This window comes from Marinobacter sp., from assembly GCF_041690455.1.
Lineage (GTDB): Bacteria > Pseudomonadota > Gammaproteobacteria > Pseudomonadales > Oleiphilaceae > Marinobacter.
On sequence record NZ_JAWLHI010000011.1, the window covers coordinates 1 to 24616 of the forward strand.

Genomic DNA, 24616 nt, shown 5'->3' on the forward strand with positions numbered 1-24616 from the left:
GGGCGCTACCTGGGGGTAAAGCCTTAAGGTGGGTACATAATAACCATTTATTCTGACCCCGACTTCACCGCGCACCCATCAAATCGTCAGGTAACCCCCATCGGCATTAATACACGCCCCCGTGGTATAACTCGACGCCCCGGACACCAGATAAAGCACCGTCCCCGCCATCTCATCGGGATCCGCCACACGCTTCATGGGAATATGCGCCATGGCCTGCTTCTTGATGGCCTCATTGGTGGTCAGGGCGCTAGCGAACTTGGTGTCGGTCAGGCCGGGCAGCAGTGCGTTGACGCGAATGTTCTGCTGACCCAGTTCCATGGCGAAAGACTTGGTCATGGAAATAACCGCCGCCTTGGTAACCGAATAGATACCCTGGAAATGGCCGGGGTTCACGCCGTTGACAGACGCCACGTTAACGATCGCGCCACCACCGTGTTTCTTCATCATCTGGGCACCGCGGGCACACATGAAGAAGTAGCCGCGGATGTTCACATCCACGGTTTTCTGGAAGGCGCCGAGATCGGTGTCTTCCACCGGACCGAAATAAGGGTTGGCAGCGGCATTGTTGACCAGGATGTCCAGCTTGCCGTGTGCCTTGTCGATATGCTCCCAGATGGCTTCGATCTGATCCATCTCGCCGATGTGGCAGGCGACCGCTTCGGCGCTACCGCCCTCGTCACAGATGCTGCTGGCCACCTTCTCGCAGCCGTCAATTTTGCGGCTGCTGACGATGACATGGGCTCCATAGTGGGCCAGGGTCCGGGCGACACTCTCGCCAATACCTCGGCTGGCGCCGGTGACCAGGGCCACCTTGCCGGACAGATCGAACAGGTTCTTGGTACTCATGGATTTCCCCTAATGCGTTATCGGAATGTCACCAGGGCGGGGTCTTCCGCCTCTAGGTGGCTGTAGTTGTTGAAGACGGCCAGGCTGCGGCGCGGGCCGGAATAGAGAATGCGGGAAACGCTGGTATTGGCGATGACATTGTTCACCGCCAGCGCCTTCTCATCGGAAAGCTCCAGCAAGTGCTGGGCAATGACGGCAATCGGGCCGCCAGAAGTGGACACCAGCACATCCCCACCATCGGCGTAACCGATCAGCTCATCCAGCGCGGCAATGACCCGTGTCTGAAACGCGCCCCAGGTCTCGGCGTATTCCTCGTCAAACTCACCGCTGATCCAGCGCGCCATGGCCTCCTCGAAAACCTGCTGGAACAACCGCGCAGGCTTGGGAAAGGCGGCCATATCGCGGGCCATGACCTGACGATCCGCCCATTCCGGCTTGAGTCGCTCGACGACTTGCATGTGGTCGAATTCGTTCAGCCCTTCAACCGCCTGCATATCCGGCAACGACTGACCGAACCCGGAGGCGATGGCCTCAACGGTCTCCCGGTGGCGCTCCATGTTGCCGCCGAACACCGCGTTGGGCGCGACTTTACCCGCCAGCCAGCGACCGAGCACCTGCCCCTGTTCCCAGCCCCTGGGAGACAGCTGGTCGTAGTTGTCCTTGCCAAAACTGGCCTGGCCATGCCTGATCAGATAGATGGTCGCCATTACAGAGTGCTCTCGCTGATCAGCCGCTGGCACCGCTTTTCCAGATAATTGGCGGCGTGGCCGAAGGCGGCAAAACGTTTGTCCCTGGTCTGGCCGTGGTAGAAGCGGTAATAAATCTGCTGGACGATCACCGCCAGCCGGAACAGACCGTAGATTTCGTAGAAATCGAAGTTATCGGCATGAAAACCCGACTTCTCCATGTAGTAATCCACCACTTCCCGGCGCGTCAGCATGCCAGGCCGGTGCGTCGGCTGCCGCCGGAGCATCTGGAACGGACCCTCGTCGTCCGCCTCGATCCAGTAGGCCAGGCTGTTGCCCAGGTCCATCAGTGGGTCGCCGATGGTCGCCATCTCCCAGTCCAGCACACCGATGACTTCAAAGGGGTTGTCCGGATTCAGTACCACGTTGTCGAAGCGGTAGTCGTTGTGGATGACCACCTGGGCGATATCTTCCGGCATCTTGTCATTGAGCCAGCCCATCACCGCCTCGAAATCACCCACATCGTCAGTCCGGGCCTTGCGGAAGCGGTCGCTCCAGCCGCCGATCTGGCGCTGCACGTAACCGGCGCCCTTGCCCAGCTTATCGAGACCTGCCGCCTGGGCGTCGACCCGGTGCAGGTCGACCAGCTTGTCGATCACGTTCAGGCAAAGCTTTCGGGTATCGGCCTCGCTCAGCTCGAAATCCTTCGGAAAGTCCTGGCGCAGGATAATGCCCTTCAGGCGCTCCATAACGTAAAAATCACAACCCAGAACGTCATGATCGTCGCAGATGGCCACAATATTCGGCACGTACGGGTATACCGGCCTCAACGCCTGCATCACCCGCGCTTCCCGGAGCATGTCGTGGGCGGATTTCGCGATCTTGCCGAGCGGCGGCCGGCGCAGCACGTAAGAATGGTCGCCGTAATCCACCTGATAGGTCAGGTTGGAGGCGCCACCGGGGTATTGCTTGATCGAGGGCTGCCCCTCCAGGCCTGGAATCGCCTGCTTCATGAACCGGTCGACAGCGCCGATATCCAGCTCCTCACCCTCACGGATATCCACCGCCTGGTCGATCTGTGTCATTCACTTTCTCCTGTGGTCTGTTCCGGCCACTCAGGCGCTGGCCTTGCCGCCCATCTTGTTCATCCAGCGCTTGCTCTCCTGATGCATCAGCCAGTCAAAAGCCCAGGGCGCATGGCGCTTCAACACCCACATCCGGCGCTCTTTCGCATGTGGCAGCACCCAGAAACTCTTGTCCTTCACGCTGCGGAAAATGTCCTCGGCCACATCCTCGGCGCTGATGCTCGAACGCTTCATCAGCTTGTTCACGTTCTGCTGGATGCCGGGAATATCCGAGCGCATGGTACTGGCCAGATTGGTCTGGAAAAATGCCGGGCACACACAACTGACGTGGATACCAGCATCCCGCAGCTCCTGGCTGAGAGTCTCGGACAGGGCAATCACCCCGGCCTTGGAGACATTGTAACTGTCCATCAACGGCGCCAGCATAAGCCCGGCCATGGAAGCGACGTTAACAAAAGCACCGGAGCCCTGCTGCTTAAACAGCGGTGTAAAGGCCTTGCAGCCCCGAACGACGCCCAGCACGTTGATATCGAGGATCCACTCCCAGTCGGCCATGGTAGTGTCCTCAATCGACCCGGCAGAGGCCACACCGGCGTTGTTCACGACAACGTCCACACCACCCCATTTCTTGACCAGGTCATCCCGGACTTTCTCGAAATCCGTCAGCCGGCGCACATCGCATTCGACAAAGTAACCTTCGCCGCCGTCCTTATTGATCTCCTGCTCGACGGCCATGCCCTGCTCCGGGTTGATGTCACCGATACAGACTTTGGCGCCTTCTTTGGCATACCTCAATGCAATCGCCCGGCCGAGACCACTCGCCCCTCCGGTAATGAATACTCGCTGCGTCATTGCTATTTCTCTCCGTCACGTTTGGAGTTGATGTTCTTTTTATCGGTGCAAGAGCTGCCAAAGAATCCAGCTCCGATAGTTCGAGGGAGCAGGTGGGATAAGCTTTCTGAAACTGTGTGGAGCCATGGATGGCGGAGCTCAAGCGTCACATGGACGTGCCGAAGGAGCGGGTTTCAGAAAGCTTATCCCACCTGCTCCCCTGCACCTCAATTAGAAGCCCACGGCTCAGGACTTATATTTCCGAAGCTCAAGCCGAGCCACCATAGCCCGATGGACCTCATCCGGCCCATCCGCCAACCGCAATACCCGAGCATAGGCAAACAACTGGGTCAACGGGAAGTCATCATCGCTGACACCCGCACCACCATGAATCTGAATGGCCTGATCGACAATGGTCTGCAGCATCTGCGGCACCACCGCCTTGATCATGGACACCTCCTGCAGTGCCCCCATGATGCCCTTGGTATCCAGCGCCCAGGCACACTTGAGAGTCAGCAGACGCGCCTGCTCAATGGACATCCGGGCATTGGCAATGATGTCCGGATTGCCACCCAGCTTGGCGATGGGCCGGCCGAAAGCTTCCCGAGTGGTAGCCCGCTTGATCAGTAATTCCAGTGTACGCTCCGCCGCACCGATGGCCCGCATGCAATGGTGTACGCGCCCCGGTCCCAGACGGCCCTGGGCAATTTCGAACCCGCGACCCGGGCCGGCGATGATCGCACTCTTGGGCAGGCGCACATTATCGAAAAGGACCTCACCGTGGCCGTAGGGCTCATCGTAGGCGCCGAAGACTGGCAGCATACGCTCGATCTTCACCCCCGGAGTATCCAGCGGCACCAATACCATGGAATGCTGGCGATGCTTGTGGGCATCAGGATCCGTCAGCCCCATGAAGATGCCCACCTTGCAGTCCGGGTGACCAATGCCGGTACTCCACCACTTACGGCCGTTGAGGACCACTTCGTCGCCCTCGACGATGGCAGTGGCTTCCATATTGGTCGCATCGGAGGACGCCACTGCCGGCTCGGTCATACAGAAGGCGGAGCGGATCTCACCACTCAACAACCTGGGCAACCACTCCGCTTTCTGCTCCTCGGAGCCGTAGTGAATCAGCACTTCCATGTTGCCGGTATCCGGCGCGTTGCAGTTGAAGATTTCCGGGGCGATGAAGCTCCGTCCGGTTTCCTCGGCAATCAGGGCATAATCGGAGTTGAGCAGGCCGCAGCCGTATTTTTCGTCCGGGAAGAACATGTTCCACAGACCCTGGGCCTTCGCCTTCTCCTTCAGATCCTTGATGATCGGTAGCACCACCCAGCGGTTTTCCCGAGACATCAGTTCCCGATGGTACTGCTCTTCGATCGGAAAGATCTCATCCTTCATGAACTGTTTCACGCGGTTGAGATAATCCTGGCCTTTTTCGGAGATGTTGAAGTCCATTGCCTGTCCTCACTGATTCTGAAAGCCGGCGCTCTTTGCGCTTATTGAGCCCAGTCTAGGCAGGACCAAGGTATTAGGCGACTGAATTATTCTTATCCTTTATCATTATCCGGACTTATTCAGAATAACGGATCGCAATCATGGCACTGAATCGCCTGGACCTGAACCTGCTGCATGTATTCAACACCATTTACCGGGAAGGCAGCCTGACCCGGGCCGCCAAGGCCCTGCATCTTACCCAGCCGGCGGTGAGCCATTCCCTGTCCCGATTGCGGGATCACTTCGATGATCCGCTGTTCACCCGCCAGGGCAACCAGATGATCCCCACGCCTCTGGCCCGCCGGTTCCTGGAATCGATGCGACCGGGGCTCACCCAGATCCAGAGTGCGGTGAACCAGTTCCATGCGTTTGATCCGGCCAACCAGCGCAAGACCTACTCCCTGGGATTGAGGGACGTACTTGAATCCACGTTTCTCCCCCAGTTGATGCAGCGGCTGGATGCCTACCCGGAGCTGGAAATCGTCTCCCGCCGCATCGCCCGGCGCGAGATGGAAACGCAGCTGGCCGCCGGCAAACTGGATTTTGCGGTGGATGTACTCTTGCCGGTGAGCAGCCAGACCGGCCATGAACTGATGCGCAGGGATAGACTGGTAGTTCTGGCTCGCAAGGACCACCCCATTGCCGGCGATAGACTGACCATGGAAGGCTACCTCTCGGCCCAGCACGTGCTCGTTTCATCCCGCACTGAGGGACCGGGCATCGAGGATTTTGAGCTTTCGCGCCTGGGCGTGCACCGGAACATACGCCTGCGGTGTCAACATTACTTCGCCGCCTGCCGGGTGGTCGAAGGCACCGACCTGCTGCTCACCATGCCGGAAACCTATGCCCGCATTATCGCGGAGAACTCGTCCCTCGCACTCATGGATCCGCCAGCTGATCTACCCTCTCTGGATGTGCATCTTTATTGGCACAAGGCTTATGAAAAGGAGCCGGCGTTGGTGTGGTTGAGGGAGCAGCTTCGGAGCGTGAGCTAAGTCGGGGTGAGTTAAGGAGGGGTCAGAAGAAGGCTTTCTTCTGACCCCGGAGTATGACTGGCCGCGGCTCGGGTGGGATGAAATTGGGGTCAGATGAAGGCGTTCATCTGACCCCGGCGTTTGAGTCGAAGCTTGCGGGTAAGCGGGGTCTGATGAAAGCCTTCATCTGACCCCATCTTCAATAAGCCCCCACTGCCGCCAGGAACCCGAAGAAACCGGCGGCGGTGATTCCCAGGGACGCTACCACAATCCCCAGCCCCCACCAGACGGCCTTGGCATCGGAAATATTTACCCCATGGCCGCGCAGGGTGCGGTAGAAGGCCCAGGGACCGAGTATGAAAGCGCCAGCCACGGCGAATACCAGGCCGACGCTGATACCGGCAAAGGTCCAGGTGGCCAGGACGGTGGCGCGGTCGGAAACCTGGTCGGTCACGCCGTGGTGTTCCAGGAACTTTTTGCAGAAGAGCCAGATAAGCCCGAACAGGGCGGCGACAAATACCAGCGCGCCAATAATGGTGATGATGCGATACAGCAATTTCGTGTCCTTTCAGGTTCGGTGAAAGCTCGGCTCAGGCAGGATACTCGGGTTCCGGCAGGCACTCAAAACCCGGCTTGGCAAACAGGAATCCCTGGAACAGCGTGATGCCCTGGGAACGCAGCCAGAAATACTCTTCCTTGGTTTCCACCCCTTCCGCGATGATGCGACCGCCCAGGTGCGCCCCCTGGCCTTCGGTTCCCCGGACCAGGGCTTCGTGGGCGAACACCGAGCGGTTGACTACGTCGACGATTGGCTGGAAGGCAAAGCTGAACGAAAAGCCCAACCCTTCTCCGCAGGCACATTGACCGCAATGGGACGCGTCAAAGAGAACTTCAGGTCGCTCCACATCTACTCCTGGTTTCTCAGTACAGGCGACGGTCGCATGTCTGTTGACCATACTTCTCCAAACTATAGTTGTTGGCTTTCCGTTGGTAAAACCACGTACGCAATCGCCGGGGACAACCGGTGGCATCCCCGGAGTGGGTGACTACACTGACTTTTGTACTTATACGCGTCTTTTATGAAAAGGAGTCTCCAGAATGGTCCAATCTACACGTATTGCCGTTACACCGGGCGACGGCATTGGTCCGGAAGTGGTAGCGGAGGCAGTACGTTGCCTTGAAACCCTGCGCGCCAAGCATAGCCTGGCGCTGGAATGGACCCGTTTCCCCTGGCCATCTCATGCCTGGCATGAAGAGAACGGTGAATCCTGGCCTGCGGATGCACTGGAGCAACTGAAACAGTATGACGCCATCCTGCTCGGCGCCCTGGGTGATCCGGGCCCGATGGATGATCCTGACCGCTACCTGCTGCCGGACAGCATTTCCCTGGCCCCGCTTCTGGAGATGCGCAAGAACTTCGACCAGTGGGTGTGCGAACGCCCCGCCCGCCTCCTCAAGGGCGCACGGCAATACCTGGCTGACGAACGGGCCAAGGATATCGACATGCTCGTAATCCGGGAAAACAGTGAGGGCGAGTATGTCAGCCAGGGTGGGCGCCTGCGTCAGGGAACGCCGGATGAAGTGGCCACCCAGATGGAGGTGTTCACCCGCAAGGCCACCGACAGAATCATCCGCTACGGTTTCGAGCAGGCCCGTAGACGGGCGGAAGAACGGGTTCGGGATGGCCGTACCCGCGGCTTCCGGACCCTGGATGGTCGCACCTGTGAAAGCCAGGTGTGCCTGGTGACCAAGCGCAATGCGTTACGTTACTGGGGTGACATGTACACCGAGGCCTTTGAGGAGATCAGCAAGGAGTACCCGGATGTCGCGACCCATCACGAACTGGTGGATGCCGCCTGCATGAAATTCGTCCAGGCCCCCTGGGCATTCGACGTGGTTGTCGCCAGCAACCTCCAGGGCGATATCCTTACCGACCTGGCTGCGGTTCTTTCCGGGGGCATGGGGGTGGCTCCGTCCTGCAATCTGAATCCCACCGACAGCAACATGCCGTCCATGTTCGAGCCCACCCATGGCAGCGCCCCGGACATCGCTGGCCAGGGTCTGGCGGACCCCACAGCCATGCTGTTCACCACGGCCCGCATGCTGGAATGGCTGGGACGAAAGGATCCTACCCTGGCCGCTGCCGGCAAGGAACTGTTCGATGCTGTCGCCGCCGATCTGGCCCAGAATGCCGGGACACAGCGCGGTACCCACGAAATAGGCCAGGCCATTTGTAAACGTCTGGAGGCCTGACTAGTCTGCAAAAGAGGTATTCTACTCACTTCTGGAGGTACGATGTGACCGAGCACAAAGGCAAGTTATCCCCCCTGCTCAAGCAGGCCACCGGCATCACTGCAGCCAAGGGCGAAGGCGCCTACATTATTGATCCGGAGGGCAAGCGCTATCTGGATTTCACCTCAGGGATCGGGGTAACCAGTACAGGTCACTGCCATCCGAAGGTTGTGGAAGCTGCCCAGAAACAGGTGGCGACCATGATCCATGCCCAGGCCACCACGGTGATGAATCCAAGGCTGCCGGAGCTGGCCGAAAAGCTCGGTGAACTGACGCCGGATCCCCTCAATGCCTTCTTCTTTTCCAATGCCGGGACGGAAGTGGCCGAGGGTGCCATCCGGCTGGTGCGCCAGGCCACCGGTCGGCCGAACATCATCGTGTTCCACGGTGGCTTCCATGGCCGGACCATGGGATCGCTGTCCCTGACCACCTCCAGTGTCGGCTTGCGGGCTGGTGTGAGCCCGATGATGGGTGGTGTGGTGGTTGCCCCCTTCCCCCATGCCTTCCATTACGGCTGGAGCGTGGAGGAGGCCACGGATTTCTGCCTGAAAGAGCTGGACCGGATCTTCGTGACCTACTCGGCCCCGAAGGAAACCGCCGCCATGCTGATCGAGCCGGTCCAGGGTGAAGGCGGTTACGTGCCCGCCAACGCCCGTTTCATGCAGGGCCTGCGGGAACGCTGCGACAAGCATGGCATCATGCTGGTGTTTGATGAGGTCCAGGCCGGCTTTGGCCGCAGCGGCAAGTTCTGGGCCCATGAACATTTTGGTGTCACGCCGGATGCGATCATGATTGCCAAGGGCCTGGCCAGCGGCTTCCCGATCTCGGCGCTGGCAGCTTCCGAGGAAACCATGGCCAAGGGCTGGCCGGGATCCCAGGGTGGCACCTACGGTGGCAATGCCGTCTCTGCAGCTGCGGCGATTGCCACCATCGATGTGATCAAGGAGGAAGGCCTGGTCGAGAATGCCGCCAGGATGGGGCAGCGCCTCTGGGACAACCTGCACGCCCTGAAGAAGGACTATCCCGAGATGGCGGATATCCGCGGCAAGGGCCTTATGGTGGGTGTGGAGATGCGTCGGGGCGACTGCCCGGATGGCGAACGGGCCGGCAACCTGCTCAAGGAATGCGAGAAGCGCGGGCTGCTGATGCTGCGGTGCGGACCCTACCACGAGATCGTGCGCTGGCTGCCGCCGCTGATTGTGAACCAGCAACAGGTTGACGAGGCCACGGGGATTTTTGAGGAGGCGTTGAAGGCGACTGCCTGAAATTTGAAGCTAGGCCTAAGACGGGGTCAGATGAAAGCTTTCATCTGACCCCATTTTAATTCCGAAGCCTGAGCGTGAACCCCGGGGTCAGAAGAACGCTTTCTTCTGACCCCTTTTTCAACTTTGTAGATAGACCCAAGACGGGGTCAGATGAAGGCTTTCATCTGACCCCATGTTAGTGACCCCGCTTTCATTCGTTGTCCATCACGAATTCCAGGCGCCCCGGCGCCACCCGCACATCCATCGGCACCATCCCGAACATCCGCTGGGCGAAGTCGGCCTCATCCAGGCGGTACACCGGCATGGTCTCCAGCATCTGCGCCACCATCCGCATCACGGTGTCGGTCACCGGTGCCAGATCCCCCTTGAAGAAGGGCGAGTCGATACTGCTTTCCAGCAGTTGCAGCCGCCGGATGTATACGGCCTTTTCCTGCCTGTCGTAGTAAGGCGCGCCTTCCACTTTCAGGGCGATGTCGACGGGCAGCTTTGCCATCAGGGCATTCAGGGCCACCTGCCCACGCACGTCGATCACGGCAACATCCCGGCCATCGGGGCCCAGGGTGATGTCAGCGTCATTCAGACTAAGACTGAGCGGGGAGCCACTCTGCAACTGCTTGCGGTCATACTCCGCCACCACGTCTTTCAGATGGCGCTCCAGCTCCCCCTCCGAGATGGAGTAGGGGGAAATGCTGGCACAGCCGCCCGAAAGCAGCGCCACAACAGCCAGAAGTGCCCACAAGGCGCGGTTTGGTAATGTCTTCATGAATGGTTCCTCCGAAAGATGCTCTTATCCTGCGCCACGGGGCAGGATCGGGCAACTGCGGGATATTAAAGATCGGTCAGGAACAGCCCGGGTCTAGTCATTCTCGGCCCGGGCCTCAACGTGCGGTGTAAGGTTTTCATCAATGGTCACATGCAGCAGAATCGGCTGACAGCAGACCTGGCAGTCCTCCACGTACTCCTGCTCCGCCACTGACGGGTCGACGCTGATGTCCAGCGTCTCCCAGCAGTAGGGGCATTGGATGAGCACAGACTCCAGGGCAGGCACGCAGGCTCCTTACAGTTGCTGCTTGGCCATCCAGGGGATGATCCGGTCAAACGCCTCTTCGAGCCGTTCGCAGGTGGTGGAGAAGCTGATGCGCAGGGCATTGGTGCACTCCTCACCGAAGGCATCCCCCGGCACCACGCAGACCCCGGTTTCCTTGAGCATGCGCAGCGCCAGGTCCGAGCCGTCCACATGGGGCGGCAGATCCGGGAAGGCAAAGAATGCGCCGCCGGGTTTATACCCGGTCATGTAGGGTGTCTGATCAATCAGTTCCACCACCTTGTCCCGGCGTTCCCGGTAGATATCCACCATGTCCCGAACGCACTGCTGATCGCCGGTCAGGGCCGCCACACCGGCGAACTGGGCCGGGGTATTGGCCACCGAGGTGGTGAACATGTGGTACCGGCGCAGCGACTTGATCGCTGCCTGGCTGGAAATCACCCAGCCAACCCGCAGGCCCGCCATGCTGTAGGTCTTGGAGAAACTGCTGATACACATAATGTTGTCCAGGTCCATCGAACAGTTGAGGACACTGGCAAAATCGTCATCATCGAAGATCAGGTGGTCATACACCTCATCGGCGTAGACCTGGATGCCCCGGTAGGCGCATTCCTCCAGGATGGTTTCCACGGTGCTGCGCGGGTAAACCGCCCCGGTGGGGTTGTTCGGGTTATTCAGGACCAGTGCAAAGGTCCGGGAACCCATGGCGCGGATCACGTCATCCGGATCCAGCTGGTGGTTGTTCTCGGCCCGGGTGGGCACGTACTTGACCTCACCACCGTTCATGCGAATCAGCGGGGCATAGAGCAGGAACGAGGGGTCAGTGACAATGAACTGGCGGCCAGGTGCCGAGGTGGCGGACAACGCCAGGTACATGGCCTCGGTGGCGCCACTGGTAATCAGGATGTTGTCCCGGGTGAGCTTGCGGTTGTAACGGCGGCCGTAATAGTCACGCAGTGCTACCAACAGTTCCGGCAGGCCGGCATCCATGGTATAGCCGGTCTGGCCCGCATTGAGGGCGTCAACGTAAGCATCGATGATGTGCTTGGGCGTTGGCAGATCCGGCTGACCGATGGACAGGTGGATCACGTCCTTCATGCTCGAGGCCATATTCACCAGACGACGAATACCGGATACCGGAATCGCCTGCATGGCAGGGTTCCAACTGGCCTTCGCCTTACGATACTTGATCTTGCGCGGCTTGGCCTGGCCGGTTTCGCGGTTGGGAGCTTCTGCCATAAATACCTCCTCGGGACGGGACGGAAAAAGACCTACCTCTGCAGGTTAGCCAGTAAAAACAGGCGGTACAAGACAAAAACCAACAAAGATGGGATAAGTAAAAATACGGCCGCGGCCCCGTGATTACGGCCCACGAAACCTCGCCTTGTCGAGCACACGAGAAGGCGAACCCCGGGGTCAGATGAAAGCCTTCATCTGACCCCTTCTTGGCGGCCACTCCCGCTTGATGACAACTTCTCCCCGGGAGGACCGGGGTCAGAAGAAGGCTTTCTTCAGACCCCTAGTTTGATGCCCCGGGATCTGATGAACACTTTCATCTGACCCCATCTTATTGAAGACCTCCCCAGGTTGACCGCACTCCATCGTCAAACCAGACTGTAGGAAGCGGTATACCCAACCCACCGCAGGAATTTCATTATTCACCGATAACGAGGCGGAGGCCCAATGACTCAGCAAAGCAAACCGGTTGTAACCGTTTTGACAGCCCCTGGCGAACAGCCACCACCGGGCATGGATGCGTTAAAAGCCCGGGCCGAGATCCGGTTTGCCTGTGACGAACAGACGCTGAGAGACACCCTCCCGGGCACCGACGTGATGATGGTGACCGATTTCAGGACCGAAGCCCTGGAGGCCGCCTGGCCCTGTGCCGACAAACTCCAGTGGATCCACGCCACCAGTGCCGGCGTCGATGCCCTGATGTTCCCGGGCCTGATCGAAAGCGACGTGGTCGTCACCAACGCCAGGGGCATCTTCGACCGGACCATCGCCGAGTACGTGCTCTGCACCATCCTGATGTTCGCCAAGGACTTTCCCAATTCGATCCGCCTCCAGGGCCGGCATGAGTGGAAACACCGGGACACCGAGCGGGCCGAAGGCAAGCAGGTGCTGGTGGTCGGCGCCGGCTCCATCGGGCGGCAGATCGGCCGACTGGTCCGGGCGGCGGGGCTCAAGCCCCACGGCATTGCCCGCACCCCGCGCCACGACGATCCCGATTTCGTGGCAGTACATGGCAACGATGACCTGTTCAATCAGCTGCCCCACTATGATTTTGTGGTCATTGCCGCTCCCCTCACCCCCCAGACCGAGGGCCTGTTCGACCACAAGGCCTTCAAGGCCATGCGCAACAGCGCCCGGCTCATCAACATCGGCCGCGGCCCCATCGTGAAAACCGACGATCTGATCGTTGCCCTGCAGGATGGGGAAATCGCCGGCGCTGCCCTGGATGTCTTCGAGGAAGAGCCGCTGCCCCAGGGACACCCGCTCTGGGATATGGAAAACGTCATCATGACCGCCCACATGGCCGGCGATTTCATCGGCTGGAAGCGGGCCCTGACCGACCAGTTCCTGGAGAACTTCGATCTGTGGCACAAGGGCCGTGACCGGTTCAACCTGGTGGACAAGAGGCTAGGTTACGCCGGCAGCAAATAACCGCAGCCCCGGGATTACAGCCCCACCAACAAAAACGGGAGCCTAAAGGCTCCCGTTTTCAGGTCAAACCCGGGGTCAGATGAAAGTTTTCATCTGACCCCAACTTCAATCAGCCACCGGAAAGCGACTGATCCGAAGGATCGATTTCCATCTGCTGGATCGCGATCACTGCCTGGGTCCGGTTACGAACCCCCAGCTTCCGGAATACCGCCGTGATATGGGCCTTGATGGTCGCCTCAGAGACATCCAGATCGTAGGCGATCTGTTTGTTCAGAAGCCCCTCGGCCAGCATACCCAGCACCCGGAACTGCTGTGGCGTCAGGGACGCCAGGCGCTCGGAGAAATCCGTCGACTCGGACTGCATCCGTTCGATCTTCTCTGCCACTCCCTCCGGCAGCCAGACATCCCCTTCCAGGACCGCCTGAATCGCCTCGGTAATGGTCGGCAGCGGCGCCGACTTCGGAATGAAGCCGGACGCCCCGTAGTCGATCGAACGACGCATCACCTGCAGCTCCTCCGATCCTGACACAACCACCACCGGCAGGCCCGGATACTGCCCGCGCATGAACACGAGCCCGGAGAAGCCGTGGGCACCCGGCATGTTCAGGTCCAGCAGAACCAGATCCGCGTCCGGGTGCGACTCTACCGCCGCCTGCAGTGACTTGATGCTGTCGACTTCAACCGTCTTGGCATCCGGCACCGCCTGACTGACCGCCTGCTTCAATGCTGCTCGGAACAGCGGGTGATCATCAGCGACGATAATTGTTTGTGTCATTCAACAGATTCCTCACAGGTTATTGGCTGACAGCCGGCGTTACTTGAACGCCCGGCTGCTGATCAGCTCGTCCACTACACCCGGGTCTGCCAGAGTAGAGGTATCGCCCAGCTGATCATGCTCGTTAGCGGCAATCTTACGCAAAATCCGACGCATAATCTTGCCAGAACGAGTCTTCGGCAGTCCAGGCGCCCACTGGATCACGTCCGGAGAAGCGATCGGACCGATCTCCTTGCGTACCCACTGGACCAGTTCTTTCTTCAGCTCTTCGCTGGGCTCCTCGCCCTGCACCAGGGTGACATAGACATAGATGCCCTGACCCTTGATGTCGTGCGGATAGCCGACCACGGCAGCTTCCGCCACCTTGTCATGGGCAACCAGTGCGCTTTCGACTTCGGCGGTACCCAGGCGGTGACCGGACACGTTCAGCACGTCGTCGACACGGCCGGTGATCCAGTAGTAACCGTCCTCATCACGACGGGCACCGTCACCGGTGAAGTACATGCCCTTGTAGGTGCTGAAGTAGGTCTGAATGAAACGCTCGTGGTCACCGAAGATGGTGCGCATCTGGCCCGGCCAGCTGTCCAGGATAACAAGGTTACCCTCGGTCTTGCCTTCCAGGATGTTGCCTTCGTTATCCACCAGCGCCGGCTGGACACCGAAGAACGGCAGGGTCGCGGAACCCGGCTTGAGGTCCACGGCACCGGGCAGCGGAGAAATCAGGATGCCGCCGGTCTCGGTCTGCCACCAGGTGTCCACGATCGGGCACTTGCTGTTGCCGATAACGCGGTGGTACCACTCCCAGGCTTCCGGGTTGATCGGTTCGCCCACGGAACCCAGCAATTTCAGGCTTTCGCGGGTAGTACCGTCCATGCAGGACTCGCCCTGGGCCATCAGTGCACGGATGGCGGTCGGGGCAGTATACAGGATGTTGACCTTGTGCTTGTCGACCACCTGACCCATACGGGAGCTGTCCGGGTAGTTGGGCACACCCTCGAACAGCAGGGTGATGGCACCGTTGGCCAGCGGGCCGTACAGGATGTAGCTGTGACCGGTCACCCAACCGAAGTCGGCGGTACACCAGTAGACATCACCGTCATGGTAGTCGAACACGTACTGGTGGGTCATGGAAGTGTAAACCATGTAACCACCGGTGGTGTGCAGGACGCCCTTCGGAGCGCCGGTAGAGCCGGAGGTGTACAGCATGAACAGCGGATCCTCCGCATTCATCGGCTCGGGCTCGCACTCGGTGGAGGCGGACTTCATCAGGTCCTCGTAACGCAGGTCACGGCCTTCGTTCCAGGGTACTTCCTTGTTGCCGGTGCGGGTGACAACGATCACCTTGTCGACGTTGGCGTTTTCTTCATGCTTGAGTGCGGAATCCACGTTCTTCTTCAGGGGGATCGCACGGCCACCACGCAGGCCTTCGTCAGCGGTAATAACGAAACGGGATTTGCCGTTGACGACCCGGGCCGCCAGTGCTTCCGGTGAGAACCCACCGAAGACCACGGAGTGGATCGCGCCGATACGGGCACAGGCCAGCATGGCAACCGCGGTTTCCACGATCATCGGCATGTAGATGGTAACCACATCACCTTTCTTGACGCCCTGATCTTTCAGCACGTTGGCGAACTTGCAGGTCTCTTCGTACAGTTCACGGTAGGTGACGTTGCGGGATTCGGAAGGATCATCACCCTCGAAAATGATCGCAGTCTGGTCGCCGCGATCCGCCAGGTGACGGTCCAGGCAGTTGGCGGAGGCGTTCAGGACACCATCCTCGAACCACTTGATGGACAAGTTGTTGTAGTCGTAAGAGGTGTTCTTGACCTTGGTGAAAGGCTTGATCCAGTCAATCCGCTTACCGTGTTCGCCCCAGAAGGTATCCGGGTCTTCGACTGACTGACGATACATTTCGTCGTACTGTTCCCGGGTCACCAGGGCCCGTTCGGCCACTTCCGGGCTTACCGGATATAGCTGTTTATCAGTCATTGTGCTCCCCCTTTTAGTTAGAGTCTGTTGTCATTGTCGGTTTTTAAAAACAGAGCGATCGGGCCTCTCCGGCCCAGAAGACGGATAGTCGTAGTTCAACATGTGTGCCACCACACAATGAATTAGACTAACGTCCTAATGTGCCTGCACTTTTAGTCCCAAACTGACGGCAAACTGCAAGAAACGGCTGGAAAAAACACAAACTGAGTGGCTATCTTGAGGATAGTCCGAGACAGGAAAATCGCCAGTAAAAATGGCCGGATCCGATCATTGCGACCGGACCCGGATGCCCGGACGGATCAGGCCGCTTTCTTTTTGCGGTCGCGGGCCGCACGCAGGCTGTACAGTTTTCGCTCCTTGAGCGCATAACGGTTGAGGCCAGCGAGATGGATCTTGCGCAGGTACATCGACCAGTCAATCTGGCGGGCGTCCACCGGGAACAGCGCCTGATCCAGACCGCCCATGCGGGCTGACAGAGCCATGAGTTCACCGTTCCGGAAAATATAATCCGGAGCCGTGTAGAAGCCGAAGATGGTCGCCAGCGAACGGGTGGTGTCCAGGTTCCGGAGCATCTTCAGTTCCCGGGTGTGGCCCAGCAGCTTGAGCACCCGGTCCGTCAGCCTCAGCGGGATACGAACACCGCCAACCACGGTGTCGAACAGCTTGCGATTCACCGCCACAAAAGGCTTTTTCGGCTGGCGATAGAACAACTGGTCGTACTCGGCATAGTTGCTCTTCGACTCCGCCATCAGGTGGTCGATGAACTCGCCCAGGGAAATCGGATTGGAACTGCCGCTGCAGCATTGGTAGATGCGATGCTCTGCCTGCTCGGACAGCGCCTCGGCCAGCCCCAGGATGATGGCATTGGCAACAAGATCCACCGGAATGACATCGATGACACCGGCGCGCTTGCCCGGGAACAGGGTCACCTTCTCGCGGGCATAGGCCAGGATAATGGCATCCGCCACCTTCACACCTTCAATCCAGCCTGGCGCCGGCTCTTCCAGCGCGCTCTCGATGATGGACGGGCGAACGATGGTCAGCGCACGACCCGCCAGCGCTTTCATCAGTCGTTGCTCGCCCAGCCACTTGGTGAAGGTGTACGTGTCACTCCAGCCATAACGATTGGCTTCCCGGATACCCAGCTCCACCAGTTTCTTTTCCAGCAACCTGCCGGAATAGCGCGAGCGCACGTCCGCAATCTTGTCTTCGAGCAGGTTGACCAGCTCGCCGATTTCAAAATAGCCGTTTTCACTGCGGGGGATCGCGTCGCCGGCAGGCTTGATAATGGATTCGGTCACCTGCCCCGCATTCATCCCGTTCACGTAACAGGTAGAGACCTGAATCACTGCCAGCTCCGGGTTGCTGAGCGCCAGTCCGGCAATGTTGTCCAGGCAAAGAGTGTTGATTGCCAGGGCCTTGTCGAGCTCCTCGCGGAAATTCACACTCGCGGCAGAGTTGATCACCGCATCCAGGCCGGAGGACAGGGCGTTGAAATCCTTGAGGGGCAAGCCGAAGCGGGGCTCGGTCACTTCTCCGGTGACACAATGGATCTTGTCCTCAACGAAGGTTTCAAATCCTTCGGAATCCTCGGCACGCAGGCGCTCGAACACGGACGAGGTGGCAATTTCATTCAGGAACCGGCTCCGGGCATCCGGGTGGCGTTTGTTTCCCCGAATGAGCAGGTGTATGCCACCAATATCCGGCACTGTCCGGATCAACTTCTCCAGGACAACCTTACCCAGAAAACCGGTGGTACCGGTAACCAGAACCTGCTTTCCGCGCAGTGCATCGAGTACCTTCGATGAAGATGCTTCGGGGGTGATTTGTGGTGTTGCCATGAACGAACTCCTTCTCTGACTGAGCTGGTTAGCCGGATCGATACCTGCCGGGCAGTGGCCCCGGATCATATCCACCCTTTCACCGGATGGGTTGCATATTACGGGCCACCACGCCCATTTCTGCGGTCAATGTTTGCACAATCTCCGTGACAACACGGTGACAAACCGCAAAATTACGACACAAAAAAAGTACAAATGAAATGACATAAAAAGAGGCACATTCGAAGTGCGGTTCAGAAGCGGTCTGTACCGTGACTGGCAAGGGCACGGAGCAACTGATCAATAGAAACGTCCGCCGGCTGTTCCCTCAGAGCCCGCACCAGACGCTCCTGCTCACCAAGGCTGATGCGGTCAAACAAGGGTTCGGGAGCTTCCGCAGGCACGGCGGCCGGTTTGGGGTTTTCATCTTCCGGGGGCGCAATCTGGTCCGCCAGATGCCTTAAATGCGTGGCCATATGTTGTCGGTCATCGGGCGGCATTTTCTCCCAGGGCATGGCGGCCAGGCCGGTCTGGATAAACTCGATGCTATCGGCATCCAGGTTGCGCCCCAGCAGTGCAAAAAAACGGTTGAATGCCTCATAACGCAGCATGGGGTCCAGGCGCTGGCCGAGTATCGCATCCAGCTCATCCATGGCGGCCGAGAGACGTTCCTGCTCGCTCCGGGGGCGCTCGACCGTCTCCTCCTGATGCTGCAGTCCGGTTCTGTGCCGGCGCCGAAGAACCGACTGCCAGTAACCCGCCATTCCCGATTTTTCCGGTGGCAATCGGGAAAGCCGGACGTCCAGCATGTCAGCGAGGGTATGGAACTGGCGGCAGGAAGGATCGGATACCGGCAACGTTGCCACCGGGACACCGGTCACTACCGACTGGCGCAGGGTTTCATCGCGCCAGACCGCGCCGAGATAATGCAGGGAATCCCCCAGGTGACGCCCGACGGCACCGTCCAGCCGCTGGAAAATCGACTGCGCCTGACTGGCTCCCGATGCCATGTTAACGACCACGCTTGGCACCCGCCGGTAACCGCGCTTTCTCAGATTCCGGACCAGTGAAAACACCTGTTTCAGGGACTCGGGATCCGGCGTCACCACCAGGCAGGCCAGTGCCGCGCTGGCCACCATGTGCAGCCCGGGAAGATCCGTGCCGCTGCCGGTATCCACGAGCACATAGTCATAGCGGTGCTCAAGATCGTCCAGTGCCTCCAGGGCAGTCATGGCCTCCCGCTGATCCATGTCCAGGCACTGGTGCAGGTCGGCTGCCCCAGGCAGGATATTGAGGTCATAGTCCGAGGTCACCAGGGCCTCTTCCAGACCGAATTGTGCTTCAAACACCCCCGAAAAACCCTTGCCTGTCCCCAGCCCCAAGCGTGCAGTGAGACTGGAGAGCCCGGTGTCACCGTCCAGCAACAACACCCGTTTACCCTGCCTCGCCAGGGCCAGGGCCAGGTTCAACGCCACGGAGGTTTTTCCTACTCCACCCGCGCCCCCCGCAATGGCAACCGTGTGAGGCTGGTTCGAATCATGCTTGTCGGTATCCGGATCAAGGGCCATCTGAATGTGTTCTCGTCCCTGGGAAAACAGCGAATAACAAACTAACCTGTAAAAAGTCTACACATATCACAGATGAGATAATATATTGCTCATTAAAACAACAAAGAGCATTTAATAACCGAAAGCGATTGTTTAGGATTTTCGGATAACAAGAATGAAACCGGCGTCAGGAAACGACGTCTGATCAGGGTTCGGCAAGGCATGCCTATGGAACTAGCGCCAGATCTACAGCTACCGAGTCTCCCGGAGGTGACGCTGCGGGCGCTCGAGGCTTGTCATGACGACGCCAGTTTCCAGACCATCAGTGACATCATCTCCGCCGATACCGCACTCGTTGGCCGCGTTCTCTCCCTCGCCAACCTGGCCACAGAATCCCACGAAGGCCGCATCCGATCCATCGAGCAGGCCCTGGTCCGTCTTGGTCCGCAACGGTTACGCAGCCTGGTGCTGACAGCAGCGCTGAACCAGCTTCAATTCGGGCTTGGCAATGACGACTGGCAGCAAATCCGTGATTTCTGGCGCCATTCCCTGACTACCGCGCTGACGGCCCGGGCCCTGGCGACGCTCACCGGCTATCCCTACCCCGAAGAAGCATTCATGCTCGGCGTGCTTCATAACATCGGCGAACTGGTTGCTATCAAAACCCGCGCTCCGGATGTCCGCCAGCATTACCTGAACAACCAGTCCGACGTTGCCGCTGACCTGGTCAGTGCCTGGGGCCTGGGACCCATGGCCGCGGACGCCATGCGCTATCAACAGGCCGCTCCGGAGGAGTCGCGGGACGCTGGCCACCTGGTCAAGCTGATCAGCCTGGCTACCCGGCTCGCCCTGTCCGATGCGGCGGGCATTGCCGCCGCCGGCACCGTCTTCGGCCTCAGCGAAGAGCTGACCCGGGAGATCAACCGGCGTATCGCCCACGAAGTGGCCGGCATCGCCAGTTCCCTCGGGATTGCCCTGGATGACAACTATGACGGCGAGCAAGCAACCCGGGAACTGCAAGAGGCGATTCTGTGGCAGGCCATCGTCAACCAGGCCCTGGACTTTGCAGAACCGGGACAAACTCCGGAGGGCCTGCTTGCCGAGGCCGCGAACAACCTGGGACTGATCACCGGATCTCCCACACTCTGTTTCGTACCCAGGGACGAGTTCCTCGCACTGGTCGCGGGGACGGGAACCGACACTCCGGAGCTCACGATTTCTCCCAATCCGGGCGGCAGCGCCCTGACCGAGGCCTTCAATACCGGCAGCCCGGTCAGACTCGTCGGTCGCAACCGCACGGTACTCGACCGCCAGTTGCTCTCCCTGCTGCGAACGCCCTCAATGGTAGCCATACCGGTCAACGCCGGCAGCGGATGCGCCGGCGTTTTTGCACTGGGCTCCGATGAAACCAGACAGGACAGCACGCTGGAACTGGCGAGCCTGTTCAGTCACCGGCTCGGCCAACTCCTCGCCAACCGCCAATCCTCCGGGCAGATTACCGGGGCCGCAGAGAATCTCCAGCAGGAGCTCGACCGCCAGCAGCTCCGCAAGCAGGTTCACGAAGTCAATAATCCGCTGACCATCATCCGCCAGTACATCTACCAGTTACGAAACCGGCTCGATGATCCCGACGTGCACCAGGAGCTGGACATCATCCGCGAGGAACTGGACCGGGCGGGCGACCTGCTGCAACAGATGGGTCAGAAAGAGCCGGGCCCCGAACACGCCGGCGGCATCTCGCTCAATGACGAGCTGGACAGCCTCAGCCGCATTGTCGAGGACAGCCTGTTTGATGACGGCAAACGCCGGCTCAGGCTGGATCTGACCGACAACCCGGCCCTGGTTCACGGTCCGGCCTCGGCTCTCCGGCAGGTCATTATCAACCTGCTGCGCAATGCCGCCGAGGCATTACCGGAAAGCGGTGGCACCGTGACTTTGCGAACCTCGGCCCCGGTCTGGCAAAACCAGAGAACCTGGGTCGAGCTTGAAATATCCGACACCGGCGCTGGCATCCCGGAAGCAGTCAGGGACAAACTGTTCGCGCCGGTGAAAACCACAAAGGGAGACGGCCACAGTGGTTTGGGCCTGAGCATTGTGAAGCAACTCGTTGATGACATGGACGGCATCATCGCTTGTCGTACGGGGCGGGACGGAACCACTTTCCGAGTCCTGCTCCCGGCAACGTTCCAGAAAAAGAAAACGCCTGATGACAAACCGACGGGTACCGACCAATGAAACCTGAACACGCTGATCAGCCCTCCAGCCAGGGTTTACCGGCCAGGCTCCTGGTAGTGGACGATGAGCCCCGGCTTCTGAGCTCGCTTGCGTCTCTGCTGCGCAGCCAGGGCTACGAGGTAACCGAAGCCGAAGGTGGAGAGCGCGCCTGCGAACTGATTGATCAACACTCATTTGACCTCGCATTGCTTGACCTTCGAATGCCCGGCGTGGACGGTTTCGACGTCATGGCGCAGCTGACCGGCAAGCAACCGGACTGCGGCACCATTGTCGTCAGCGGCGAGAGTTCGTTTGCGGCGGTCAGCCGTGCGCTGCGCCGGGGCGCGCTGGATTACATCCGTAAACCCTTTGACCCCGAAGAACTACTGGCCACCGTCGAGAGCGTCATCAACAAGCAATCCCTCATGCGGGCACACGAACATATCCAGGTGCGGCTGGAGAAGTCCGAAGCCTTGCACCGTTATATCGTCAACACCTCCCCGGACATCGTGTTCATGCTCGATGAGGAGGGCTATATCTGCTTCATCAACAGCAAGGTGGAATCCCTGCTTGGCTATCAGCCAGAGGAACTCTGCGGCCAGCACTTCCGGCAGATCCTCGACGACCGGGACGTGTCCAAGGGGACCTACGCCCTCAAAGGGGCCAACATCACCGCGGACAACCCGCGGACACTGGAAGTACGACTCAAAACACGTGGCAGTCAGCAGGCTACCCGTCATTTTGAAATCACGGCCTTTCCGATCGATCCCCAGACCTGGCCTCACACCGGTGACAGCCAGATCGGTGCAACCCCCAAATCCGCCCGGTACTATGGCACGGCCCGGGATGTGACCGAACGCAAGGAGGCCGAGGCGTTCATCAATTTTCAGGCCTATCACGACCTGCTGACCCGTCTGCCCAACCGCGCCCTGTTCAAGGACCGCCTGGAACTGGCGATCGCCCAGGCCCGGCGGGGCAACGAAAAACTGGCGGTAATGTTCCTGGATCTTGATCGCTTCAAGATCATCAACGACACCCTCGGCCACGCCATGGGTGACCGCCTGCTCCAGGCGGTTACCCAGCGGCTGGAGAAATGCCTGCGCAAGGGGGACACCCTGTCCCGCTTTGGCGGGGACGAATTCACCCTGCTGCTGCCGGCGATCCATGATAATGACGACGCCCGGCAGATCGCCCGAAAGCTGATCCGGGCGCTTCAGGCCCCGTTCCAGCTGGGCGAGCACGAGGTGTTCGTGGGTGTCAGCATCGGGATCGCGATTTACCCCGAGGCAGGTGAGAACCTGGATCAGCTGATCCAGAGCGCCGACATCGCCATGTACCACGTCAAAGGGCGCGGCAAGGATGGCTACCGGTTCTACTCCCAGACCATGAGCGTGGATACTGCCAACCGGCTGAACCTGGAGCGGGATCTTCGCCTGGCCCTGGAGCGTGACGAACTCCGGGTTTTCTACCAGCCCCAGGTCTGTTCCAGGAGCAACCGTATCGTTGGTCTCGAAGCACTGGTGCGGTGGCAGCACCCGGAGCGCGGCCTTCTGTATCCCGGCGATTTCCTGCCGCTGGCCGAGGAAACCAAGCTCATCGTCCAACTCAGCGAATGGGTCATGGACCGGGCCTTTCGGGATGTCGGTGACTGGATCCGCAACGGCCATCCGGACCTGCGCCTGGCGGTGAATCTCTCCCCGACCCAGGTGGAGCATCCCCGCTTCGTGGACAATCTTGTCGGGCGGATGACCAAGCAGCACTTCCCACCGGACAACCTGGAGATCGAGATCACTGAAAACGTGATCATGAGTGATCTTGACCAGATCAGCCACAAGCTGCGTGAACTGGCGACCGTCGGTGTGCGCATCGCCATCGACGATTTCGGCACGGGCTATTCCTCCCTCAATTACCTGCACCGGCTGCCCATCCATACCCTAAAGGTCGACCAGTCCTTTGTCCGGGCCATTCGCAGCGGCGAGGACGGGGCCTGCATCGTCAACGCGATCGTTGCCATGGCCCATGGCCTGAAGCTGGAAATCGTCGCCGAAGGCGTGGAGACCGACGAGCAGCTTTCGTATTTGCGCAACCTGGGCTGCCACCAGGTTCAGGGCTTCTTCTACGGGCCCGCCCGACCGGCACAGGAGGTTTTCAAGGCGCTGGAAGAGAGGTCCGTCAAAGCGGTCTCCTTCTGACGCCCAATTTATTGTCCGACACTCCTAACATAAATCTTGACCGGGTTTGCAAAGTGTTGCGTTGCGTTACTTTGTGTATCCGGAAATGCGCAGTACTGCACATAATTCCCCCCACCTGTTCTCTACTCTCGAAGCTCAAGGCGCTGAAACGGAACTCCCTGTTACGAAATCAGGGTCAACAAAGACAATAACGCTTCAGCATCCCCCGAACAGGTACAGGCAGCAGTGATCATGCGCGACAAGTACAAATACATCGGCCCCGTCTACGATTTTCTGAGCAACCTCTACAGCGGCAAGAACATACATCGCTGCAAGACCGCCATGCTGGACGTGGAAACCGTCCGTCCGGGCGACCGCATCCTGTTTGCCGGTGTCGGCCACGGCCGGGACGCAATCCGGGCCGCCGAACTTGGCGCCGACGTCACCGTGGTCGACCTGTCCGAAACCATGCTGCGCAAGTTTGCCGAAGCCCAGCAGGAGGAGGCACCGCACCTGAGTATCCGGCGGATTCACAGCGACATCATGAAGGTCGAGGAGTTCGAGCAGTACGACATGGTCGTCGCCAACTTCTTCCTCAACGTATTCGACGAAGACATGATGGTGAAGGTTCTGGAGCATCTGATCCGCCTGGGCAAGGCAAACGCCCGGGTGGTGGTGGGCGACTTCTGCTACCCCACCGGCAACCTGTTCTCCCGCCTGTTCAAGAAGCTTTATTGGTACATGGCCGTGTTCGTGTTCTGGCTGTTTGCCAACAACGCTTTCCACAAGATCTACAACTACCCGGAACACATGCAGCGGCTGGGCCTTGAGGTCACCGACAAGAAACACTTCAAGCTCCTGAACATGGACTGCTACTGGTCCATCCTCGGGCGCAAGCAGGCCTGACTC

The 24616-nt window shown here is 59.5% G+C and carries 21 protein-coding genes; 7 read left to right on the forward strand and 14 right to left on the reverse strand.

What is annotated here, in order from left to right:
* Nucleotides 1-78 precede the first annotated feature (78 nt).
* From ACESMW_RS03980 to ACESMW_RS04000, 5 genes are all read right to left on the reverse strand, one after another.
* Entirely contained in the window at nucleotides 79-849 is a 771-nt protein-coding gene (locus tag ACESMW_RS03980; protein ID WP_372985783.1) for an SDR family oxidoreductase, read from the reverse strand.
* 17 nt (nucleotides 850-866) lie between these two features.
* Nucleotides 867-1556: a histidine phosphatase family protein gene (locus ACESMW_RS03985; protein WP_372985784.1), complete on the reverse strand. Its 690-nt coding sequence runs from the start codon at nucleotides 1554-1556 to the stop codon at nucleotides 867-869.
* Nucleotides 1556-2620 (reverse strand): phosphotransferase family protein, encoded by a 1065-nt coding sequence (locus tag ACESMW_RS03990; protein ID WP_372985785.1) that lies wholly within the window; start codon nucleotides 2618-2620, stop codon nucleotides 1556-1558. Before ACESMW_RS03990 ends, ACESMW_RS03985 begins: the two co-directional genes overlap by 1 nt.
* Nucleotides 2621-2650: 30 nt before the next feature.
* Entirely contained in the window at nucleotides 2651-3472 is an 822-nt protein-coding gene (locus ACESMW_RS03995; RefSeq protein WP_372985786.1) for an SDR family oxidoreductase, read from the reverse strand.
* Nucleotides 3473-3697: 225 nt separating this feature from the next.
* On the reverse strand, nucleotides 3698-4909 hold the full coding sequence (locus tag ACESMW_RS04000) for an acyl-CoA dehydrogenase family protein (protein WP_372985787.1): 1212 nt from the start codon (nucleotides 4907-4909) through the stop codon (nucleotides 3698-3700).
* 140 nt (nucleotides 4910-5049) lie between these two features.
* On the opposite strand from ACESMW_RS04000, the gene ACESMW_RS04005 reads away from it, so the two are divergent.
* The gene (locus ACESMW_RS04005) at nucleotides 5050-5943 is read left to right on the forward strand and encodes a LysR family transcriptional regulator (RefSeq protein WP_372985788.1); all 894 of its coding nucleotides are present in this window, start codon (nucleotides 5050-5052) and stop codon (nucleotides 5941-5943) included.
* Between the two features lie 178 nt (nucleotides 5944-6121).
* Here the strand turns inward: ACESMW_RS04005 and ACESMW_RS04010 are convergent, their stop codons facing one another.
* Nucleotides 6122-6478 (reverse strand): hypothetical protein, encoded by a 357-nt coding sequence (locus tag ACESMW_RS04010; RefSeq protein ID WP_372985789.1) that lies wholly within the window; start codon nucleotides 6476-6478, stop codon nucleotides 6122-6124.
* Nucleotides 6479-6512: 34 nt separating this feature from the next.
* Nucleotides 6513-6827 carry a hypothetical protein gene (locus ACESMW_RS04015; RefSeq protein WP_372985790.1) on the reverse strand — a complete coding sequence of 105 codons (315 nt, stop codon included), beginning with the start codon at nucleotides 6825-6827 and terminating at the stop codon, nucleotides 6513-6515.
* Nucleotides 6828-7020: 193 nt separating this feature from the next.
* Here ACESMW_RS04015 and ACESMW_RS04020 point away from each other — a divergent pair, with 193 nt between their 5' ends.
* Nucleotides 7021-8175, forward strand: coding sequence for an isocitrate/isopropylmalate dehydrogenase family protein (locus ACESMW_RS04020; protein WP_372985791.1), 1155 nt, complete (start codon nucleotides 7021-7023; stop codon nucleotides 8173-8175).
* A 44-nt stretch (nucleotides 8176-8219) separates the two neighbouring features.
* On the forward strand, nucleotides 8220-9479 hold the full coding sequence (locus ACESMW_RS04025; RefSeq protein WP_372985792.1) for an aspartate aminotransferase family protein: 1260 nt from the start codon (nucleotides 8220-8222) through the stop codon (nucleotides 9477-9479).
* A gap of 190 nt (nucleotides 9480-9669) precedes the next feature.
* On the opposite strand, the gene ACESMW_RS04030 is transcribed toward ACESMW_RS04025, so the two are convergent.
* The 3 genes from ACESMW_RS04030 to ACESMW_RS04040 form a co-directional block, all read right to left on the reverse strand.
* Nucleotides 9670-10242 carry a DUF1439 domain-containing protein gene (locus ACESMW_RS04030; RefSeq protein ID WP_372985793.1) on the reverse strand — a complete coding sequence of 191 codons (573 nt, stop codon included), beginning with the start codon at nucleotides 10240-10242 and terminating at the stop codon, nucleotides 9670-9672.
* 93 nt (nucleotides 10243-10335) lie between these two features.
* Nucleotides 10336-10527, reverse strand: coding sequence for a CPXCG motif-containing cysteine-rich protein (locus ACESMW_RS04035; protein ID WP_372985794.1), 192 nt, complete (start codon nucleotides 10525-10527; stop codon nucleotides 10336-10338).
* Between the two features lie 9 nt (nucleotides 10528-10536).
* Entirely contained in the window at nucleotides 10537-11763 is a 1227-nt protein-coding gene (locus ACESMW_RS04040; protein ID WP_092004742.1) for a pyridoxal phosphate-dependent aminotransferase, read from the reverse strand.
* A gap of 444 nt (nucleotides 11764-12207) precedes the next feature.
* Here ACESMW_RS04040 and ACESMW_RS04045 point away from each other — a divergent pair, with 444 nt between their 5' ends.
* Nucleotides 12208-13191: a D-2-hydroxyacid dehydrogenase gene (locus ACESMW_RS04045; RefSeq protein ID WP_372985795.1), complete on the forward strand. Its 984-nt coding sequence runs from the start codon at nucleotides 12208-12210 to the stop codon at nucleotides 13189-13191.
* Between the two features lie 109 nt (nucleotides 13192-13300).
* On the opposite strand, the gene ACESMW_RS04050 is transcribed toward ACESMW_RS04045, so the two are convergent.
* The 4 genes from ACESMW_RS04050 to ACESMW_RS04065 form a co-directional block, all read right to left on the reverse strand.
* Entirely contained in the window at nucleotides 13301-13966 is a 666-nt protein-coding gene (locus ACESMW_RS04050) for a LuxR C-terminal-related transcriptional regulator (protein WP_113861070.1), read from the reverse strand.
* A 39-nt stretch (nucleotides 13967-14005) separates the two neighbouring features.
* Nucleotides 14006-15955: an acetate--CoA ligase gene (gene acs / locus ACESMW_RS04055; RefSeq protein WP_372985796.1), complete on the reverse strand. Its 1950-nt coding sequence runs from the start codon at nucleotides 15953-15955 to the stop codon at nucleotides 14006-14008.
* Between the two features lie 299 nt (nucleotides 15956-16254).
* Nucleotides 16255-17796 carry a fatty acyl-CoA reductase gene (locus ACESMW_RS04060; RefSeq protein ID WP_372985797.1) on the reverse strand — a complete coding sequence of 514 codons (1542 nt, stop codon included), beginning with the start codon at nucleotides 17794-17796 and terminating at the stop codon, nucleotides 16255-16257.
* A 233-nt stretch (nucleotides 17797-18029) separates the two neighbouring features.
* On the reverse strand, nucleotides 18030-19343 hold the full coding sequence (locus tag ACESMW_RS04065) for a MinD/ParA family protein (protein WP_372985798.1): 1314 nt from the start codon (nucleotides 19341-19343) through the stop codon (nucleotides 18030-18032).
* Nucleotides 19344-19550: 207 nt separating this feature from the next.
* Here ACESMW_RS04065 and ACESMW_RS04070 point away from each other — a divergent pair, with 207 nt between their 5' ends.
* The 3 genes from ACESMW_RS04070 (at nucleotide 19551) to ACESMW_RS04080 (ending at nucleotide 24613) form a co-directional block, all read left to right on the forward strand.
* Entirely contained in the window at nucleotides 19551-21557 is a 2007-nt protein-coding gene (locus tag ACESMW_RS04070; RefSeq protein ID WP_372985799.1) for an HDOD domain-containing protein, read from the forward strand.
* Nucleotides 21554-23728 carry an EAL domain-containing protein gene (locus ACESMW_RS04075; protein ID WP_372985800.1) on the forward strand — a complete coding sequence of 725 codons (2175 nt, stop codon included), beginning with the start codon at nucleotides 21554-21556 and terminating at the stop codon, nucleotides 23726-23728. Before ACESMW_RS04070 ends, ACESMW_RS04075 begins: the two co-directional genes overlap by 4 nt.
* 231 nt (nucleotides 23729-23959) lie before the next feature.
* On the forward strand, nucleotides 23960-24613 hold the full coding sequence (locus ACESMW_RS04080; RefSeq protein ID WP_372985801.1) for a class I SAM-dependent methyltransferase: 654 nt from the start codon (nucleotides 23960-23962) through the stop codon (nucleotides 24611-24613).
* Nucleotides 24614-24616 lie beyond the last annotated feature (3 nt).